20 protein-coding genes are annotated in these 19324 nt (G+C 73.1%); 8 read left to right on the forward strand and 12 right to left on the reverse strand.

The annotated features are described in order from the left end of the window. Positions 1 to 52 precede the first annotated feature (52 nt). The 5 genes from fmt to def (BLW17_RS06425) form a co-directional block, all read right to left on the reverse strand. Positions 53 to 946, reverse strand: coding sequence for a methionyl-tRNA formyltransferase (gene fmt, locus BLW17_RS06405; protein ID WP_036702843.1), 894 nt, complete (start codon positions 944 to 946; stop codon positions 53 to 55). Positions 947 to 1031: 85 nt separating this feature from the next. After that, positions 1032 to 1499, reverse strand: a complete 468-nt coding sequence (locus tag BLW17_RS06410; protein WP_052171841.1) for a hypothetical protein — start codon at positions 1497 to 1499, stop codon at positions 1032 to 1034. Further along, positions 1499 to 1999 carry a peptide deformylase gene (gene def / locus BLW17_RS06415; protein ID WP_036702845.1) on the reverse strand — a complete coding sequence of 167 codons (501 nt, stop codon included), beginning with the start codon at positions 1997 to 1999 and terminating at the stop codon, positions 1499 to 1501. The genes BLW17_RS06410 and def (BLW17_RS06415) overlap by 1 nt, the downstream gene beginning before the upstream one ends. A gap of 1 nt (position 2000) precedes the next feature. Then, entirely contained in the window at positions 2001 to 2612 is a 612-nt protein-coding gene (locus BLW17_RS06420; RefSeq protein ID WP_083388340.1) for a peptide deformylase, read from the reverse strand. 34 nt (positions 2613 to 2646) lie between these two features. Beyond that, entirely contained in the window at positions 2647 to 3165 is a 519-nt protein-coding gene (def, locus tag BLW17_RS06425) for a peptide deformylase (protein ID WP_036702847.1), read from the reverse strand. A gap of 94 nt (positions 3166 to 3259) precedes the next feature. Between def (BLW17_RS06425) and BLW17_RS06430 the strand changes: the two genes are divergently transcribed. After that, positions 3260 to 4456, forward strand: coding sequence for a MalY/PatB family protein (locus BLW17_RS06430; RefSeq protein ID WP_036732229.1), 1197 nt, complete (start codon positions 3260 to 3262; stop codon positions 4454 to 4456). Further along, complete coding sequence (locus BLW17_RS06435; protein ID WP_036732227.1) at positions 4453 to 5082, forward strand: L,D-transpeptidase family protein; 630 nt, start codon at positions 4453 to 4455, stop codon at positions 5080 to 5082. Before BLW17_RS06430 ends, BLW17_RS06435 begins: the two co-directional genes overlap by 4 nt. A 114-nt stretch (positions 5083 to 5196) precedes the next feature. On the opposite strand, the gene hrpB is transcribed toward BLW17_RS06435, so the two are convergent. Next, positions 5197 to 7602, reverse strand: coding sequence for an ATP-dependent helicase HrpB (gene hrpB, locus BLW17_RS06440; RefSeq protein WP_036732225.1), 2406 nt, complete (start codon positions 7600 to 7602; stop codon positions 5197 to 5199). A gap of 174 nt (positions 7603 to 7776) precedes the next feature. Here hrpB and BLW17_RS06445 point away from each other — a divergent pair, with 174 nt between their 5' ends. From BLW17_RS06445 to BLW17_RS06470, 6 genes are all read left to right on the forward strand, one after another. Further along, complete coding sequence (locus BLW17_RS06445; RefSeq protein WP_036732223.1) at positions 7777 to 9018, forward strand: hypothetical protein; 1242 nt, start codon at positions 7777 to 7779, stop codon at positions 9016 to 9018. A 107-nt stretch (positions 9019 to 9125) separates the two neighbouring features. Continuing rightward, entirely contained in the window at positions 9126 to 10496 is a 1371-nt protein-coding gene (locus BLW17_RS06450; RefSeq protein ID WP_036732221.1) for a YcjX family GTP-binding protein, read from the forward strand. 63 nt (positions 10497 to 10559) lie between these two features. Next, positions 10560 to 11729 carry a YcjF family protein gene (locus BLW17_RS06455; RefSeq protein ID WP_036732219.1) on the forward strand — a complete coding sequence of 390 codons (1170 nt, stop codon included), beginning with the start codon at positions 10560 to 10562 and terminating at the stop codon, positions 11727 to 11729. A 121-nt stretch (positions 11730 to 11850) separates the two neighbouring features. Next, positions 11851 to 12474 (forward strand): CDP-diacylglycerol--glycerol-3-phosphate 3-phosphatidyltransferase, encoded by a 624-nt coding sequence (pgsA, locus tag BLW17_RS06460; RefSeq protein ID WP_036702859.1) that lies wholly within the window; start codon positions 11851 to 11853, stop codon positions 12472 to 12474. Next, the gene (gene moaD / locus BLW17_RS06465; RefSeq protein WP_036732218.1) at positions 12471 to 12725 is read left to right on the forward strand and encodes a molybdopterin converting factor subunit 1; all 255 of its coding nucleotides are present in this window, start codon (positions 12471 to 12473) and stop codon (positions 12723 to 12725) included. The genes pgsA and moaD overlap by 4 nt, the downstream gene beginning before the upstream one ends. Before the next feature lie 3 nt (positions 12726 to 12728). Continuing rightward, positions 12729 to 13163, forward strand: coding sequence for a molybdenum cofactor biosynthesis protein MoaE (locus BLW17_RS06470; protein ID WP_036732216.1), 435 nt, complete (start codon positions 12729 to 12731; stop codon positions 13161 to 13163). Positions 13164 to 13167: 4 nt separating this feature from the next. Here the strand turns inward: BLW17_RS06470 and BLW17_RS06475 are convergent, their stop codons facing one another. The 6 genes from BLW17_RS06475 to BLW17_RS06500 form a co-directional block, all read right to left on the reverse strand. Next, a complete protein-coding gene (locus BLW17_RS06475) occupies positions 13168 to 14163 on the reverse strand; it encodes a branched-chain amino acid ABC transporter permease (protein ID WP_036732214.1) in 996 nt (331 codons plus the stop codon). 1 nt (position 14164) lies between these two features. Further along, on the reverse strand, positions 14165 to 15052 hold the full coding sequence (locus tag BLW17_RS06480) for a branched-chain amino acid ABC transporter permease (RefSeq protein ID WP_036702867.1): 888 nt from the start codon (positions 15050 to 15052) through the stop codon (positions 14165 to 14167). 1 nt (position 15053) lies between these two features. After that, positions 15054 to 15755 carry an ABC transporter ATP-binding protein gene (locus BLW17_RS06485; protein WP_036732212.1) on the reverse strand — a complete coding sequence of 234 codons (702 nt, stop codon included), beginning with the start codon at positions 15753 to 15755 and terminating at the stop codon, positions 15054 to 15056. Further along, on the reverse strand, positions 15752 to 16528 hold the full coding sequence (locus tag BLW17_RS06490; protein WP_036732210.1) for an ABC transporter ATP-binding protein: 777 nt from the start codon (positions 16526 to 16528) through the stop codon (positions 15752 to 15754). Before BLW17_RS06490 ends, BLW17_RS06485 begins: the two co-directional genes overlap by 4 nt. Positions 16529 to 16533: 5 nt before the next feature. Continuing rightward, entirely contained in the window at positions 16534 to 17751 is a 1218-nt protein-coding gene (locus tag BLW17_RS06495; protein ID WP_036732208.1) for an ABC transporter substrate-binding protein, read from the reverse strand. Positions 17752 to 17841: 90 nt separating this feature from the next. Continuing rightward, positions 17842 to 19044 carry an ABC transporter substrate-binding protein gene (locus BLW17_RS06500; protein WP_036702873.1) on the reverse strand — a complete coding sequence of 401 codons (1203 nt, stop codon included), beginning with the start codon at positions 19042 to 19044 and terminating at the stop codon, positions 17842 to 17844. Positions 19045 to 19324 lie beyond the last annotated feature (280 nt).

Raw genomic sequence — 19324 nt, forward strand, 5'->3', positions numbered from 1 at the left:
CCACGACCGGCAGAGCGCGCGGCAGGTCGCGGCCAACGCCCGGCGCGTCCCCTCACCCCAGCCGGTCGGGCAGCGGCATCCCGCGCAGCGCCTCGGCGGTGGGCAGGGGGCGCTTGCCCTGACGTTGCAGCTCGAGCACCTCGACGGCGCCCGCGCCGCAGGCGACCACGAGGGGGCCGAGCACCGCGCCCGGCGCGCCCTCGCCCGGCACCACGCGGGCGCGCAGGAGCTTCACCCGCTCGCCGGCCACCTCGCACCAGGCGCCGGGGAAGGGCGAGAGGCCGCGGATCAGCCGGTCCACCTCGGCCGCCGGGCGGGTCCAGTCGATCCGCGCCTCGGCCTTGTCGATCTTGGCGGCGTAGGTCACGCCGTCATCGGACTGCGGCACGGCCTCGAGCGGCAGGCGGTCGAGCACCTCGGCGATCAGCGCCGCACCCATCCCGGCCAGCCGGTCGTGCAGGTCGCCGGTGGTGTCCTCGGGGCCGATGGGCGTGCGGGCCTCGGCCAGCACCGGGCCGGTGTCGAGCCCGGCCTCCATCTGCATGATCGCGACGCCCGTCTCGGCATCCCCGGCCATCACCGCCCGGTGGATCGGCGCCGCGCCTCGCCAGCGGGGCAGGATCGAGGCGTGGATGTTGAGACACCCCAGCCGCGGCGCGTCGAGGACCGGCTGCGGCAGGATCAGCCCGTAGGCCACCACCACCGCCACATCGGCCCCGAGCGCGGCGAAATCCGCCTGATCCTCGGGGGCCTTGAGCCGCGCCGGCGTGCGGACCGGCAGGCCCAGCGCCTCGGCCGCCGCCTGCACCGGCGAGGGGCGCGGCTTCTGCCCCCGCCCGGCGGCGCGCGGCGGCTGGGTGTAGACGCACACGACCTCGTGCCGCGCCGCCACCGCCTCAAGCGCCGGGACCGAGAAGCCCGGCGTGCCCATGAAGATCACCCGCATCGCAGCCCCTCTTTCTGGCCCAAATCCCCAAATCCGGCGCCTCCGCCCGCACGGCGCCCGCTGCAGGCGCCGGCGCGGCCCGCGCTCAGCACATCCCCTCGGGCAGGCGGTCGGCCAGATAGGCCGCCGCGCCCCGCCCGCGCTCGCTGCCGCCGCCCGCGTCGCCGTCCATCATCGCGGCGATCCACGCCGCGCGCTCATGGGCGATCACCGCCAGCTCCCACACGCAGGCGACCAGCGGCCGCGGCGCGACCGGCAGGAAGGGGCCGCCCGCGGTGCCGGCAAACAGCCGCTGCGCCAGCGCGTCGCCGTTCACCCACCAGTCGACCAAGAGCCAGTCGGCATCCGCCCCGAGATGCAGGATCGCGAACCCGAGGCTGCCGGCCGCCACCCCCTCGTCGGCCAGCGCCCGCGCCGCCGTGGCCTGCGCCTGCCCGAGCCGGGTCGGGGTCGGCATCCCGCGCCCCGCGGCGCGCAGCAGCGTGGGCTTGAGGTGGACGCCGCCACTCTCCCACAGCGGCAGGGGCGATGCGGCGCGCGGGACATAGGCCATCAGCCGCGCCGCAGCTTGGCCGAGCGCGCCACCAGCATCTTGCGGCGCAGCGGCGACAGGTGATCGACGTAGAGCCTGCCGTTCAGGTGGTCGATCTGGTGCTGCACGCTGGTGGCCCAGAGGCCGACGAAATCGCGGTCCTCGACCTCGCCCTGATCGTTGAGGAACCGCACCGTCACCGCGCGGGGCCGCTCGATCCGCGCCGAGACGCCGGGCAGGTTGGGCGACGCTTCCTCGTGCGCGCGCAGCTGCACGGATTCGTGCAGCACCTCGGGGTTGGCCATCCGCACCGCCTCGCCCCGCCGCGATGAGGCGTCCACCACCGCGAGGCGCAGCATGATCCCGATCTGCGGCGCGGCGAGGCCGACACCGGGCATCGCCTCCATCGTGTCGATCATGTCGTCCCAGATCATCCGCACCGACTCGGTCACCGCCTCGACCGGCGCGGCCGGGCGGTGCAGGCGCGGGTCGGTGTAGGGCAGGAACGGGCGCGCCGGCACCTCAGGCGCCCGTCGATGCGCCCGCGGCCGCGCGGCGGCGGCGGGCCGGGGCGGCGGGGGGCGCGGCGGGGGCCGCCTCCGGCCGGGGGTCGAGAATCAGCACCCCGTCGAGGTGGTCGGCCTCGTGCTGGGCGATCCGCGCCGCCATCCCGTCCAGTGGCAGCGACTGCGCCACGCCCGCGAGGTCGAAGAAATCCAGCCGCACCCGCGCCGGCCGGCGCACCCGCACCGGGCGGCCGGGGATCGACAGGCACAGCTCCTCGGCCTCGGCGGTGCGGCGGCCCGCGGGGGTCAGCGCCGGTTCGATCACCGCGAGCGGCGCGGGCGTGCCGTCCTTCCAGCCGGGGTCCATGACGAACACCCGCCGGGCGACGCCGATCTGCGGCGCGGCGAGGCCGCGGCCGCCGGCGGCGTAGAGCGTGGCGAAGAGGTCGGCGACCAGCGCCTCGAGCTCGGGGAACTTCAGCTCGCCCGCCGGGCGGCAGCGGGTGCGCAGCACCGGGTCGGGGTAGAGCACCACCGGCCGCACCCGCCCCGGGGGGCAGGGCAGCGCCGCGGGGCCGGGGATCACCGGGCGGACCGCGGCGCCCGCGCTGGCCTTGGCGAGGGCCACGGGGAGGGCCGCGGGGTCGGGCAGGGCCGCCGCGCTAGGCACGCGCCAGCTCGCGTTTCATCTTGGCCATGCGGCGGGTGATGAGCTGGCGCTTCATCGGGCCGATGTGGTCGATGAACAGCCGGCCGTCGAGGTGGTCCAGCTCGTGCTGCGCGCAGGTCGCCCACAGCCCGTCGAAGTCACGCTCGACCCGCTTGCCGTCGAGCCCGGTCCAGCGCATCCGCACCTCGGCCGGGCGGGTGACCTCGGCATACTGGTCGGGGAAGGACAGGCAGCCCTCTTCGTAGACGTTGAGCGCCTCGGAGGTCGAGACGATCTCGGGGTCGACCATCACCACCGGCGCGCGGGGCGCGTCGGGGTCCTTGGTGCAGTCCATGACGAACAGCCGGCTCAGCACGCCGACCTGCGGGGCGGCAAGACCGACGCCGGGGGCGCCGTACATGGTCGCCAGCATCTCGTCCGCCAGCGCCTCGATCTCGGGCGTGATGCGGCCGATGGGGGCGCAGGGCTTCTTGAGCCGGGGGTCCGGGAACAGCAGGATCGGGCGGGTCATGCCCGCGCATTACAAGGGTTTTCGCGGCGCAACAACTCGCTATTGTCGGCCCGGCGCCACGCCAGCCCGCGCGCAGGACCGATGAGGAGCCGCCATGTCCCCCGCCCCCACCACCCCGGATTTCGACGAGCTGATCGAGCGGCGCGGCACGGACTGCAACAAGTGGGACGACATGGGCAAGGTCTTCGGGCTGACCGCGCCCGATGCGCTGGCGATGTGGGTGGCGGACATGGATTTCCGCGCCCCCGCCCCGGTGCGCGCCGCGCTCGAGCAGATCGTGGCGTCGGGCGTCTATGGCTACCCGGGCGAGAACCGCGCCTATCTCGACGCGATCCGCTGGTGGATGGAGACGCGGCACGGCTGGGCGGTCGCGCCCGAGGCGATCCTGTCGGTGCACGGGCTGGTCAACGGCACGGCGCTCGCGGTCGATTCCTATACCGCGCCGGGGGATGCGGTGGTGCTGATGACGCCGGTCTATCACGCCTTCGCGCGGGTGGTGAAAGCCGCCGGGCGCCGCGTGACCGAGCTGCCGCTGGCGGAGGTGGACGGGCAGTACGCGCTCGACTGGGCCGGGTGGGAGGGGCGGCTCACCGGGGCCGAGCGGATGCTGATCCTGTGCTCGCCGCACAACCCCGGCGGGCGGGTCTGGTCGGCGGACGAGCTGCGCGAGATCGCCGCCTTCTGCCGCGAGCGCGACCTGATCCTCGTCTCGGACGAGATCCACCACGACCTCGTGCTGCCGGGCAGCCCGCGCCACACGGTGACGGCGCTGGCCGCGCCCGAGATCGCCGACCGGCTGGTGACGCTGACCGCGGCGACCAAGAGCTTCAACCTCGCCGGCGCGCATCTGGGCAATGCGATCATCCCCGACGCGGGGCTCAGGGCGCGCTATGCGGCGCGGATGGGGGCGCTGGGGATCTCGCCGGGGCTGTTCGGGCCGCCGATGGTGGCGGCGGCCTATTCGCCCGAGGGGGCGGCGTGGATCGACGCGCTGGTGGCCTATCTGGCCGAGAACGCGCGGGTGTTCGACGCAGGCATCGCGGCGATTCCCGGCGCGCGGTCGATGAAGCTGCAGGCGACGTATCTCTCGTGGGTGGACTTCTCGGGCACCGGGATCGACGCCGAGGGGTTGCGCGCCCGGGTCGAGGGCGGGGCGCGGATCGCCGCCAACCACGGCGAGAGCTTCGGGACCGGGGGCGCGCAGCACCTGCGGTTCAACATCGCCACACCCCGGGCACGGGTGGCCGAGGCGGTGGCGCGGCTGCAGCAGGCCTTCGCCGACCTGCAATGAGGCTGCTCGCGCTGCTGCTGTTCCTCGCCGCCGGGCTGGTGGCCTGGGGCGCGTGGGGACCGGGGTGGCGCCTGCCGCTGCCGCTGCCCCTGCCGCTGCCGCTGCCGCCGACGCTGCCGGTCCCGGTGCCGCCGCCCACGGTCCCCGTCCCGCCGCTGCCGAAGCCGCCGCGGATCGAGCTGCCGCAACCCGCGCCCCACATCACCAGCCCCGTCGAGCGCATCCTGATCGAGAAAGCCGCCCGCCGGATGACGATCTTCCAGGCGGACGGCAACCCGCGGGTGATGCGCATCGCGCTGGGCTTCGCGCCCGAGGGCGACAAGGCCCGGCAGGGCGACGGCAAGACCCCAGAGGGGGTGTTCCGCATCGACCGGCTGAACCCCAAGAGCCAGTTCCACCTGTCGCTCGGCCTCGACTATCCCCGCCCCGCCGACCGGGCGCGGGCGCGGGCGGCGGGCGTGAACCCCGGCGGCGACATCATGATCCACGGCCAGCCGAACCAGGTCCCCGAGGGCTACCGCGTCAAGGGCGACTGGACGGCGGGTTGCATCGCCGTGACCAACCCCGAGGTCGCCGAGATCTTCGCCCACACGAAGATCGGCACCGAGGTCGAGATCCGTCCCTGAGCGGGCCGCGCGGCGGCACGGCCTATGGGTATTTCGGCCAGAGAGAAGCCGGGCGCGCGCCGAAGTCTCAAGCGGGCTTCTTTCCGGTGAATACCCCCGGCGGCGCTGCCTCCCTCACGTCCCGCGGGGCTTGGCGCGCAGCGTGGGGTCGGCGGCGGTGGGGTCCTCGGGCCAGGGGTGGCGGGGATAGCGGCCGCGCATCTCCTTCCTGACCTCGGCGTAGCCGCCGGCCCAGAAGCCGGGCAGGTCGGTCGTCACCGCGATCGGCTTGGCGCCCGGCGACATGAGCTCGATCCTGAGCGGGCGGCGGCCGGCGGTGGGGTGGCGGGTGACCCCGAACAGCTCTTGCAGGCGGGCCGAGATGGTCGGCGTCTCGGCGTCGTAGTCGATGGGGATGCGGCGGCCGAGCGGGGTGGTGAAGGCGGCGGGCGCCGCCTCGTCCAGCCGGCGCTGGCCGTCCCAGCCGATCAGCGCCTTGAGCGGCTCGGTCAGGTCGAGCGCGCGCAGCGCCGCCGCCGTCCGCGCCCCGCCGAGATGGGGCAGAAGCCAGTCCGGGTCGGCGAGCAGGGCGGCGTCGGTCACGTCGGGCATCCCCTCGACCAGCGCGATCCGCGCCCGCAGCCGCGCCGCCGCCGGGGTCCATGGCAGGCCGAGGTCGCGCAGCCCGTCCAGCGCCGCCTGCGCCACCGCGCGCGGGTCGGGGTCGTCGAGCGGCGCGTCCGACAGCACCAGCGCCCCCAGCCGATCCTGCCGCCGGGCCAGCACCCGCCCCTCGCGCCGGGACCAGGCGACGTGCGCGACCGTCTCGATCCGGTCGCCCATGAGCGCCCGCAGCCCCTCCTCGTCGAAGGCTGCGCCGACCCGCACCCGCGCCTCGCGCGCGTCGCCGTCGAGGTCGGTCGCCACGATCAGCCGCTCGGCGCCCAGCGGGTCGCCCTCGGCCAGCACCGCGCCCTTGCCACCCGACAGGACGAAGCGCGGCGCCTCGCCCTTGCGGCGCAGGCCGATGCGGTCGGGATAGGCGAGCGCGGCCATCGCGCCTGGCGACATCGGCGGACCGTCCGGGACCATCCGGCGGAGGCGCCGGCCCTCAAGGCGGATGCGCTCGACCGTGGCGCGGTCGGCGGGCCACGGGTGGCGGTCGGCGTAGCCGCGCGGGTCGGCCAGCGCCGCCAGCCGCAGCCCCAGGTCGGCGGGCGCGCCGCGCAGCGGGTCGCGCTCGGCCAGCAGCGCCGCGAGGGGCGCCGCCCCCCGCCCCGCGGTCAGCAGCATATGCGCCAGCCGCGGGTGCAGCGGCAGCGCCGCCATCGCCCGCCCGTGCGCGGTGATCCGACCGGCGGCGTCGAGCGCGCCGAGGCCTGCGAGCAGCGCCCGCGCCTCGGCCAGCCCGGCCTCGGGCGGAGGGGTCAGGAAGGCAAGGCCCTCGCCCCCACCCCAGACGGCGAGTTCCAGCGCCAGCCCGGCGAGGTCGGCGGTCAGCATCTCGGGCGGGGCGAAGCCGGGCAGCGCGCCCTCTTCCGCCCGCGCCCACATCCGGTAGCAGACGCCCGGCGCCACACGGCCCGCCCGGCCGCGGCGCTGGTCGGCCTCGGCGCGGCTGACGCGCTCGGTCACGAGGCGAGACATCCCCGAGCCGGGATCGAAGCGCGCCCGCCGCGCCCGGCCGGCGTCCACCACCACGGTCACGCCGGGGATGGTCAGCGAGGTCTCGGCGATCGCCGTCGCCAGCACGATCCGCCGCCGCGCGCCCGGCGCGGCCAGCGCCGCCCGCTGCGCCTCGGCCGGCAGCGCGCCGTAGAGCGGCAGCACCTCGGCACTCGTGTCGAGCAGGGCGGTCACGCGCCGGATCTCGCCCTCGCCGGGCAGGAAGGCGAGGATGGTGCCGCTGTCGGTCTCGGCTTCGGCCTGGGCGATGAGCCGCGCGGCCTCGGGGACCAGCCGGGCGCCCGCGGGCAGGGGGCGGGGCAGCCAGCGCGTCTCGACCGGGAAGGCCTGCCCCTCCGAGCGGACCACGGGCGCATCGTCCAGCAGCGCCGCCACCGGCTCGGCCGCCAGTGTCGCCGACATCACCAGCAGCGCGAGGTCGGGGCGCAGCGCCGCCCGCGCCTCCCACACGAGCGCCAGGCCGAGGTCGGCGTTGAGGCTGCGCTCGTGGAACTCGTCGAAGATCACCGCGCCGACGCCGTCGAGCGACGGGTCGGACTGGATCATGCGGGTGAGGATGCCCTCGGTCACGACCTCGATGCGGGCGCCCGGCACCGCCTTGCCGCGGATGCGGTAGCCGACGCGGGCGCCCACCGCCTCGCCCAGCGTGGCGGCCATGCGCTCGGCGGCTGCGCGGGCGGCGAGGCGGCGGGGTTCCAGCATGACGATCCGGCCGGGGATCTGGTCCATGAGCGCGAGCGGCACCCGCGTCGTCTTGCCCGCGCCCGGCGGGGCGACGAGGACCGCGCGGCCGTGGTCCGCCAGCGCGGCGCGCAAGGCCGGCAGGGCGGCGTCGATGGGCAGGGGTTCGGGCATCGCACCAGCGCGTCGGGGACAGGGGGACAGGTGCGGTGATGGCGCGAAACCGTGGCAATGTCACCCGCCCGGCGGCCGTCGTGTCGCATATGTCGAATATGTCTTGACGGTGCGGCCCCCGCCCCGCCAGAACCCTGCAAAACGAGGCAGTTGCAGGCGCGACGGGGGGCAGGAATGGTGTTTCGGGTGATCTCGCTGACGGGCGGCAATGACACGCTGGCGGTGGGTCCGGCCACCTCGGGGGTGATCCATGCGCTCGGCGGCGACGACCGCCTGACGCTGCACGGCCGCAGCGCGGCGACGCTGCAGCTGGTGATGGACCAGCCCGGCGGGATGCCCACGCTGCCCCGGTGGGAGCCGCTGCCCGGCCACACCCTGTCCGCCGGGCTGACCCAGGTCTGGGGCGGGGCGGGGGCGGATGTCCTGACGCTCACCGGGCGCGGGATCGAGGCGACGGTCGCCGACGACGCCACGGGCGACCGGATCAACGCGCGCTGGCTGACGCAGGGGGTGCTGCTGGTCGGCCGGCAGGACCTGGTCGTCGGGCCGAACGACGCGACCGCCCAGGTCGTGGTGCTGGGCGTCGGCCCCACCGACGGGTTCGAGTTCCAGGGCGGGATCGCCAACGACGTGGTGCGGGTCGAGCATCGCACCCAGGTCTTCGGCTGGAACGGCGACGACGTGCTCGCGGTCGGCGACCGGTCGCTGGTCAACGGCGGCAACGGCGACGACCGCCTGTTCGCCGGGGCCACGAGCCGCGCGGTCGGCGGGGCGGGCAACGACCGCATCACCGGCACCGGCGTCGGGGTCACGGCGCTCGGCGGGGCGGGCGACGACACCATCGGCTCGACCCTGCGGATCGTCGCGGCGGGGGGCGCGGGGCGCGACACGCTGCACTCGGCGGCCGCCGGCTCGGTCCTCGACGGGGGTGACGGCGACGACCTGCTGCGCGGCACCTATCTGCGCGAAAATGCCCTGTCGGGCGCCGACCGGTTCGAGCTGCACTACTCGGGCCACCGGACGGTGCTGAAGGGCGGGGCGGGCAACGACACGATCCGCATGGATGCCGACGACAGCGCCTGGGGCGGCACCGGCGCTGACCGGTTCATCGCCTTCGAGCGGGCCGGCGACGCGGCCACGATCGGCGACTTCGCGGCGGCCGCCGACACGCTGCTGCTGAAGCTGCCCGAGGACGAGGCCGCCGCCGACTTCAGCGACCTGACGGTGGAGGAGCGGAACGGCCACACCATCCTGCGGCTCGACGGGCAGGTGGTGATGCGGCTTCTCGGCGCGACCGATCTTGCGGTGCGCCTGCAGCACGAGGACGGCGACTCGGTGCGCTATACCGACCTTCACGGCACGCCGGTGACGGGCGGGCAGTGGGACGTCACCATCGACGTGTTCGAGACGATCTGACGCGACGCACCGCCCCGGATGGCGGCCCCGAGTGAACCCGCCCCGGCCTCTGGTCGTTCGACGCCTGCGACCCTATCTGTAAGGCCGCGCAAGGGATTGGGGGCCGCATGGGTCTGTCAGACACGCTGCTCAGGGGCATCGGCCTCGGCGATCCGGTGCTCAGGATCGGCGTCACCGGGCTGAGCCGGGCGGGCAAGACGGTGTTCATCACCTCGCTGGTGGCGAACCTGCTGGACCGGGGGCGGATGCCCGCGCTGCGCGCCGCCGCGGACGGCTCGATCCGGGCCGCGTGGCTGCAGCCGCAGCCCGACGACACCGTGCCGCGCTTCGAGTTTGAGCGGCACCTGTCGGCGCTGACCGGCCCCGACCCGCACTGGCCCGAGGGCACCCGCCACGTCAGCGAGCTGCGCCTGTCGCTCAGGGTCCAGCCGCGCGGGCTGCTGGGCGGGCTCAGGGGGACGCAGACGCTGCATCTCGACATCGTGGACTATCCCGGCGAGTGGCTTCTGGACCTGCGGCTGATGGAGCGCAGCTTCGCCGAATGGTCGGCCGAGGTGCTGGACCGGATGCCGGGGCGGCCGGGGGCCGAGACCTACCTCGCCGCGCTCGACGGCATCGACCCGGCCGCGCGGTTCGACGAGCCGACCGCGCAGCGGCTGGCCGCGGCCTATACGGCGCATCTGGCGGCGGCGCGGGCTGCCGGGTTCTCGGACTGCACGCCGGGACGGGTCCTGCTGCCGGGCGAGATGGAGGGTTCGCCCGCGCTGACCTTTGCGCCGCTGCCGCCCGTCGAGGGCCGCTCGCCCCTCGCGCGCGAGTTCGAGCGGCGGTTCGACGCCTACAAGAAAAGCGTGGTGCGGCCCTTCTTCCGCGACCACTTCGCCCGTATCGACCGGCAGGTGGTGCTGGTCGACGTGCTGGGCGCGGTCCACGCCGGGCCGCGCGCGGTCGAGGACATGCGCCGGGCGATGGCCGACATCCTGTCGGCCTTCCGGCCGGGGCGGGCGGGCTGGCTGGCGCAGCTTCTGGGGACGCGGCGGGTCGAGCGGATCCTGTTCGCCGCGACCAAGGCCGACCACCTGCACCACACCCAGCACGCCCGGCTGACGGCGATCCTGACCGCGATGCTGCGCGAGGCGCGGGACCGGGCCGATTTCCAGGGCGCGCGGACCGAGGCGCTGGCCATCGCCGCGCTGAGGACCACGACCGAAGAGACGATCCGCCAGGACGGGGCCGAGCTGCCCGCCGTGCGCGGGACGCTGATGGACGGGCGCGAGGCGGCCTTCTATCCCGGCGAGTTGCCCGACAACCCCGCGGCGCTCTTGGCCCCCGCGGCCGAGGGCGCGGCGCGGTGGCTCGACGGCGACTATGCGGCGATGGACTTCGCCCCGGCTCCGAACACGATGCGCCCGGGCGACGGGCCGCCGCACATCCGCATGGACCGCGCGGCCGAGTTCCTGATCGGGGACCGGATATGAGCCGGTGCGGCCCGCGGGGCGTCCTTCCGGCCCAGAACCCCTTTCGACCGCAGGTGACGCGCCGTGGCTGACAGTCCGAAACCTCCGCGCCGCGGCCCGGTGCTCGTGGAATACGGCCCCGCCGCCACCCCGGCCGAGCCGGTGGCGCCCGACGCTGCACCGCGCGCGGCGGCCTCGCAGCCCGAGCCGGCCCGCCGTCCCGAGGGCCGCCCCGACGCCCGGCCCGAGGCCCCGCGCAGCGACGGGCGCGAGGCGCGGGCGCCGCGGGGCGGGACGCGGCCGCCCTCGCCCGCCGATGCGGCGCCGATCGACGACGGGCTGCCGCAGGCCCTGCCCTGCCCGCGGACGAGGGAGATGGTGACGCGGATCGCCGGCGCCCGGCCGTCGCGGGTCACCCGCTTCTTCATCAACTCGGGCGTGGCGCTTCTCACCTTCATCCTGTCGATGGCGGCGTTGCGGTTCTTCGACAACCTCATGGCCACCTATCCGCTGCTCGGCTGGCTGGGGATCGCGCTCTTCGCGCTGTTCACGGTCGCCGCGCTGGCGATGGCGGTGCGGGAATACGCCGCCTGGGCGCGGTTCGGGAAGATCGACGAGATCCACCGCGCCTCGGGCGCGGCGCTCGCCAAGGGCGACCTGACCGCGGCGCGGGCGGTGGTGGACCAGCTCGACACGCTCTATGCCCGCCGGCCCGAGATGGCCTGGGGGCGCCAGAGCCTCGCCGAGCGCCGCGGCGATGCGTTCGACGCCCACACCCTGCTGTCGCTGGCCGAGGCCGAGCTGCTCGCCCCCCTCGACCAGCAGGCCCGGCGCGAGATCGAGGCGGCCTCGCGCACCGTGGCAGCGGCGACGGCGCTGATTCCGCTGGCGCTGGCCGATGTGCTGGCAGCGCTTGCGGCGAACCTGCGGATGATCCGGCGCATGGCCGAGATCTACGGCGGCCGCGCGGGCGCGGTGGGCGGCTGGCGGCTGGCGCGGACGGTGATCACCCATCTGGTCGCCACCGGTGCGGTGGCGGCGGGGGATGACCTCATCCACACCGTGGCGGGCGGCGGGGTACTCGCCAAGGTCAGCCGGCGCTTCGGCGAGGGGGTGGTGAACGGCGCGCTGACCGCCCGCGTCGGCATCGCCGCGATGGAGGTCTGCCGGCCGCTGCCCTTCATCCAGGCGCGCCGGCCCTCGGTCGGGAACCTCGTCGGGCGCGGGCTGAAGGGGCTGTTCGGCAATGACTGAGGCCGCGCCTGCGGCCCGGTCGCGCTGGCGTACCTGAACCGGAACGACGCCGTGACGCGGGGCGCCCGGTTCGGATGCCGGGGGCTTCCGCCGGGCGCAGCAAGGGACTAGCGTGGCGCGCATGAGATGGAACCTGCCCAACCTGCTGACGCTGATGCGTCTGGTCGCCGCCCCCGGCGTGCCGCTGATGTTCCTGTACTTCAGCCGGCCCTTCGCGGATTTCGCGGCGCTCACGCTCTTCGTGCTGGCGGCGGTGACGGACTGGATCGACGGGCACCTTGCCCGGCAGTGGCAGCAGGAAAGCCGCTTCGGCGCGGCGATGGACCCGATCGCCGACAAGGCGATGGTGGTGATCGCGCTGGTGGTCATCACCGGCTATTCGGGCATGAACCCGTGGCTGATCCTGCCCGCCACGGTGATCCTGTTCCGCGAGGTCTTCGTCTCGGGCCTGCGCGAGTTCCTGGGCGCCGACGCGGGCAAGCTGAAGGTCACGAAGCTCGCCAAGTGGAAGACCACGGCGCAGATGGTGGCGATCGCGATGATGTTCCTCGGCACCGGGCTCGACTATTACGAAAAGGGCCATGCGCCGCTGGTGGGTGAGGGGCGGCTGCCCTGGTCGGACGACTGGTCGGACCTCGCCACCCAGGCCGGGCTGCTGCTCATGTGGGTCGCGGCGCTGCTGACCGCGATCACCGGCTGGGATTACTTCCAGAAGGCGCGGCCGTGGCTCAGGGACGTGCGATGACCACGCTCGACGTCCTCTATTTCGCCTGGCTGCGCGAGCGGATCGGCGCGCCGCGCGAGCGGGTCGCGACCGCCGCCGCGACGGTCGGCGACCTCGCCGCCGAGCTGGCCGCGCGGGACGACCGCCACGCCGCGGCGCTCTCGGACCTGCGGGCGGTGCGGGTGGCGGTGGACCAGCAGCTCGCCGCGATGGACACGCCGCTGGCGGGCGCGCGCGAGGTGGCGTTCTTCCCGCCCATGACCGGGGGCTGAGCCATGCGCGTCCTCGTCCAGTCCGAGGCGTTCGACGCCACAGCGCTGCTCGACGGGTTCGGGGCGGGCGCGGGGGCGGTCGTGACCTTCACCGGGCTGGTGCGGGGGGACGGCGGGCTCACGGCGCTCGACATCGAGCATTACCCGGGGATGACCGAGCGAGCCCTGCGCGACCATGCGCAGGCTGCGCTGGACCGCTTTCAGCTCACCGACGTGCTGGTGGTGCACCGCTACGGGCACCTGCCGGTGGGGGCGCCGATCATGATGGTGGCGACCGCCGCCCGGCACCGCCGCGCGGCCTTCGATGCGGCGGATTTCCTGATGGACTGGCTCAAGTCCCGCGCGCCGTTCTGGAAGCGCGAGATCACCGCCGCGGGCCCCGGCGACTGGGTCGCCGCCGCGGACCATGACGAGGCGGCGCTGGACCGCTGGCGCTGACGCCTCAGCCCGGCGGGCGCAGGCCCAGCGCGCGGCCGAGGCGGGAGTGCGCCAGCTCGCCGATCAGACCGCGGCGGAACAGCAGCACGCAGACCATGAACACCACCCCGGTGATGATCGTCACCGGGAAGTCCGTGGTCGCCAGCCGCTGCTGCAGCGCGATCACGATCCCCGCGCCGACGATCGGCCCGAGCATCGTGCCGATGCCGCCGATCAGCGTCATCAGGATCACCTCGCCCGACATCTGCCAGGCGACGTCGGTCAGCGTGGCGAACTGCAGCACCAGCGCCTTGAGCCCGCCGGCCAGCCCCGCCAGCGCCGCGGACATGACGAACGCCCCCAGCTTGTAATGCGCGACCGAGTAGCCGAGCGAGATCGCCCGCTGCTCGTTCTCGCGGATGGCCTTGAGGATCATCCCGAAGGGCGAGTGGACGAAGCGCCAGATGATCACCAGCCCGAGCAGGAACACCACGAGGACGAAGAAATACATCGTCAGCGGCTGGTTCAGGTCGATCACCCCGAACAGATGCCCGCGCGGGACGGACTGGATGCCGTCCTCGCCATGGGTGAAGGGCATCTGCAGGCAGGCGAAGAAGAACATCTGCGCCAGGGCGAGGGTGATCATGGCGAAGTAGATGCCCTGCCGGCGGATGGCGATGGCGCCCATCAGCAGCCCCAGCCCGGCGGCGCCCGCGACGCCCAGAGCCAACGCGAACTCGGGCGGCCAGCCCCAGACCTTGGCGGCATGGGCGGTGAAATAGGCCGCCCCGCCGAAGAAGGCGGCGTGGCCGAAGGACAGAAGCCCGGTGTAGCCCAGCAGCAGGTTGAACGCCGCGGCGAAGAGGCCGAAGCAGAGCAGCGTCATCAGGAACACGGGATAGACGAAGAACGGCGCGGCGATCAGCAGCGCGAGCCCGATGATCAGCAGCAGCGCCTGGGTGCCGGCGCCCATCTCGCGGGCGGGCGCCTCGGTGGCGGGGATGTCGGAGCCTCGGGCCATCTCAGGCCTCCTTGCCGAAGAGGCCCGCGGGCCGAAGGATCAGGACGATCGCCATGATGACGAAGATCACGATGTTGGACGCCTCGGGGTAGAAGACCTTGGTCAGCCCCTCGGCGATGCCGAGCAGATAGCCGGTGAGGATGGCGCCCATGATCGACCCCATGCCGCCGACCACGACCACGGCGAAGACGACGATGATGATGTTCGACCCCATCAGCGGCGAGACCTGATAGATCGGCGCGGCCAGCACGCCCGCCAGCGCCGCCAGCCCCGCGCCCAGCGCATAGGTCAGGGTCAGCAGCATGGGCACGTTGATCCCGAAGGACTGGACCAGCACCGGGTTCTCGGTCGCCGCCCGCAGCGTCGCGCCGAGGCGGGTCTTCTCGATCAGCGCCCAGACCGCGAGGCAGGCGATGAGCGAGGCGACGATCACCCAGCCGCGGTAAATCGGCAGCACCATGAACCCGAGGTTGACCGCGCCGGTCAGCGCCGGCGGCGCCGAATAGGGCTGCCCCGAGGCGCCGAAGTAGTAGCGCATCGTCCCCTCGAGCGCGAGCGCGAGGCCGAAGGTGAAGAGCAGCCCGTAGAGCGGGTCGAGGCTGTAGAGCCGCGAGAGCATGGTGCGCTCCAGAAGCGCGCCGAAGCCGCCGACGACCAGCGGCGCCACCACCAGCGCCGCCCAGTAGGGGATGCCCAGCCACTTGAGCCCCAACAGCGCCACGAACGCGCCGAGCATGTACTGCGCGCCGTGGGCGAAGTTGATGACCCGCAAGAGGCCGAAGATCACCGCGAGGCCGAGCGAGAGCAGCGCGTAGAACGAGCCGTTGATCAGCCCGACGAGAAGCTGTCCGAGGAACGCCTGGATGGGGATTCCGAAGATCATCGTCATGTCACACCCCCAGCGTTTCGTGCAGGCTGTCCATGCGGGCGTCGAGTTCGCCGACCGGGAAGCCGTGGGTGATCACCCCGTGGTCCATGACGTAGAACCGGTCCGCGACGCGCGAGGCGAAGCGGAAGTTCTGCTCGACCAGCACGACGGTCATGCCGCGTTTCTTGAGTTCGCGCAGCACCGCGCCGATGGCGTCGATGATGACCGGGGCCAGCCCCTCGGTCGGCTCGTCGAGCAGCAGGCAGCGCGCCCCGGTGCGCAGGATGCGCGCCATGGCGAGCATCTGCTGCTCGCCCCCCGAGAGCTTGGTGCCGGGCGAGTTGCGGCGTTCGCGCAGGTTCGGGAACAGCGCGTAGATCTCGTCCAGCGTCATGCCGCCCGGGGCCACGACCGGGGGCAGCATCAGGTTCTCGTCCACCGAGAGGGTGGCGAAGATGCCGCGTTCTTCGGGGACGAAGCCCAGCCCGGCGCGGGCGACGCGGTGCAGCGGCATCGCCAGCAGGTCCTGCCCGGCGAAGGTGGCGCGGCCGGTGCGCTTCTTCACGATCCCCATGATCGCGCGCAGCGTCGTGGTCTTGCCCATGCCGTTTCGGCCGAGGATGCAGACCGTCTCGCCCTCGTTCACGGTCAGGTCCACGCCGTGCAGGATGTGGCTTTCGCCGTACCAGGCGTTCAGCCCCTCGACCTCGAGCAGCGCGCTCATGCTTCGGACCCCATGTAGGCGGTGCGGACGCGGGGATCGGCGGCGACGGCGGCATAGTCGCCCTCGGCCAGGATCTCGCCGCGTTGCAGGACGGTGACGTGGTCGCAGATGTCCTCGACCACCTTGAGGTTGTGTTCGACCATCAGCACGGCGCGCGACCGGGCGACCTCGCGGATGATCGCGGCGACGGTGGCCACGTCCTCATGCCCCATGCCGGCCATCGGCTCGTCGAGCAGCAGCACCTCGGGGTCGAGGGCGAGCGTCGTGGCGATCTCGAGCACGCGCTTGCGGCCGTAGCTGAGGTCCGCGGCGCGGACGTCACGCCAGGGGGTCAGGCCCAGCTCGTCGATCAGCACCTCGGCGCGGCCGTTCAGCACGTCGAGCGCGGTGAGCGGGCGCCAGAACTGGGTGTGCAGCTCGGCCGGGCGTTGCAGCGCCACGCGGACGTTCTCCAGCACCGTGAGGTGCGGGAACACCGCCGAGATCTGGAACGACCGCACCAGCCCCATCCGCGCCACCGCGTCGGGGCGCATCCGGGTGATGTCGGTCCCCATCAGCGTGATCGTCCCGCGGGTGGGTTGCAGGAACTTGGTCAGCAGGTTGAAGACGGTGGTCTTGCCCGCCCCGTTCGGCCCGATCAGGGCGTGGATGCGGGCGTGCTCGACATCCAGGTTCACGTCGTTGACGGCGGTGAAGCCCGCGAAGTCCTTGCCCAGACCGCGGGCGGACAGGACCACCCGCGGCTCGGCATGTTCGGCCAGTGCAACACTCATGCGCGTCACTTCACCAGCGGGCAGCCGGATTCGGCCGCCGGCAGATAGGCGACGTCCCCCGGCGTGGTCGAGATGATCTTGGCCAGATCCCATTCGCCGGTGCTTTCGGCGGGGGTCTTGACCTGCATCAGATAGACGTCCGACACCATCCGGCCGTTGGCCTGCACCTTGCCGTTCTCGGCAAAGGCGTCCTGCACCGGCATCTCGTGCAGCTTGGCGGCCACCGCCTCGGTCTCGTCGGTGCCGGCGGCCTCGACCGCCTTGAGATACTGGCGCGCGGCCGAATAGGTCGCGGCCTGCACCATCGAGGGCTTGGCGCCCGTGCGGGCCTCGTATTTCGCGGCGAACTCGCGGCTCGCGTCGTTGCGGTCCCAGTAGTAGCTCTCGGTGAGATAGAGCCCCTGCGCCGCCTCGAGCCCGAGCCCGTGCACGTCGGTAATCATCAAAAGCAGCCCGGCGAGGTTCTGGCCGCCGGCGGTGATCCCGAACTCGGCCGCCTGCTTGATCTGGTTCTGGGTGTCCATGCCGGCGCTGGCGAGGCCCACGACCTTGGCCCCCGACGCCTGCGCCTGCAGCAGGAAGGCCGAGTAGTCCGTGGCCCCAATCGGGAAGCGCACGGTGCCCAGCACCTTGCCGCCCTTGGCATCGACCGTCTTGGTGGTGTTTTCCTCCAGCGAATAGCCGAAGGCGTAGTCGGCGGTCAGGAAGAACCAGCTGTCGCCGCCCGCCTCGACCAGCGCCCCGCCGGTCGAGACGGCGAGCGCGTGGGTGTCATAGGCCCAGTGGAAGCCGTAGGGCGAACACGCCTTGCCGGTCAGCTCGGTCGTGCCGCCGCCGGTGATCATGGTGATCTTCTTCTTCTCGACGCTGATCGCCTGCACCGCGAGCGCCACCGAGCTGGTGGTCAGGTCCATGATCGCGTCGACCTGGTCGCGGTCATACCACTGGCGGGCGATGTTCGACCCGATGTCGGCCTTGTTCTGGTGGTCGGCGCCGACGACCTCGATCGGCGTGTCGCCGATCTTGCCGCCGAACTCCTCGGCGGCCATCTTCGCGGCCTCGAGCGAGCCGGTGCCGCCCAGCGCGGAATAGACGCCGGTCTGGTCGTTCAGCACCCCGATCTTGATCTTGCCGTCGCTCATCTCGGCGTGCGCGGGCAGGGTCAGCAGCGCGGCCGTGGCAGCGGTCATCATCAGGCAGGCGGTGTTCGGAAAACGGGTCATGGCGCATCCTCCCCAGGTGCGGCGGTCATGTCGGGACGGTGGGCGAAGGCGCGCGGACGCGCCCCCGCCCCAAGGGCCGTGTGCGGCGCCTTACTTGACCAGCGGGCAGCCCGACTTGGCCGGGTCAAGGAACGCCTGGTCGCCCGGGATCGTGGCGAGGACCGTGTAGTAGTCCCACGGCTCCTTCACCTCGTCGGGCTTCTTGACCTGCATCAGGTAGACGTCGTGGATCATCCGCCCGTTCGCTGCGACCTTGCCCTCGGGGGCGAAGGCGTCGCTGACCGGCAGCTCGTGCAGCTTGGCCGCCACCGCGTCGGCATCGTCCGAGCCCGCGGCCTCGATCGCCTTGAGGTAGCTGCGCACGGCCGAGTAGACGCCGGCCTGGTTCATGTTCGGCATCTTGCCGGTCCGCTCCATGAACTTGCGGCCGAACTCGCGGCTGGCGTCGTCGCGGTTCCAGTAGAAACCCTCGGTCAGGGTCAGCCCCTGCGCGGCCTCAAGCCCGAGACCGTGGACCTCGGCGATGGTCAGAAGCAGCGCGGCGAGCTGCTGGCCGCCCTGGGTGATGCCGAACTCGGCGGCCTGCTTGATGGCGTTCTGGGTGTCGAGCCCGGCATTGGCGAGGCCGATGACCTTGGCCCCCGACGACTGCGCCTGCAGCAGGAAGGACGAGAAATCGGTGGTGCCGAGCGGGTGGCGCACCGACCCCGTGACCGTGCCGCCCTTTTCCTTGACGATCGCCGCGGTGTTGTCCTCGAGCGAGTAGCCGAAGGCATAGTCGGCGGTCAGGAAATACCAGCTGTCGCCGCCGTGATCGACCATCGCCCCGCCGGTCCCGACGGCGAGCGCGTGGGTGTCATAGGCCCAGTGGAACCCGTAGGGGGTGCAGGCCTTGCCGGTCAGGTCGGTGGTCGCCGCGCCGGTGTTGATGGTGATGCGCTTCTTTTCCGCCGAGAGCGCCTGCACGGCGAGCCCGACCGAGGACGAGGTCAGCTCCATGATCGAATCGACCTGCTCGGTGTCGTACCACTGGCGGGCGATGTTCGAGGCAATGTCGGCCTTGTTCTGGTGGTCGGCCGAGACGACCTCGATCGGTGCGTCCAGAACCTTGCCGCCGAACTCCTCGACCGCCATCTTCGCCGCCTCGACCGACCCGAGCCCGCCGAAATCGGCGTAGACCCCGGACTGGTCGTTGAGGATCCCGATCTTCACCTTGCCGTCCGAGATCTCGGCCACGGCGGGTGCGGCGATCAGCGCCACGGCGGCGGCCGCTGCGGCATAGGTCTTGCTCATGTCTGTCTCTCTCCCTGTCGATCCGACGCGCATTGGCGGCGCGCCCGTGGCCGCGTGGCCACTTTCTCCCACCCGCACCGTGGCGAAAGTGACGCGACGTTGCAACCCGTGATGCGCGCCGCGCGGGGGGTGAATCGGCGGTGAAAATCGTGCCCCCGGCGGGGTGCGGGGGATGGCGGGCGACCGGGGTGCCGGGCGTGCGGCACCGGGTCGCGGGGGCGTTCGGCATCGCCCGTCGCCGGTGGCGATTGTTGCGGGGGCGCGGGCGGCGTGGCACGGA

The organism is Paracoccus sanguinis (assembly GCF_900106665.1).
GTDB classification, from domain to species: domain Bacteria; phylum Pseudomonadota; class Alphaproteobacteria; order Rhodobacterales; family Rhodobacteraceae; genus Paracoccus; species Paracoccus panacisoli.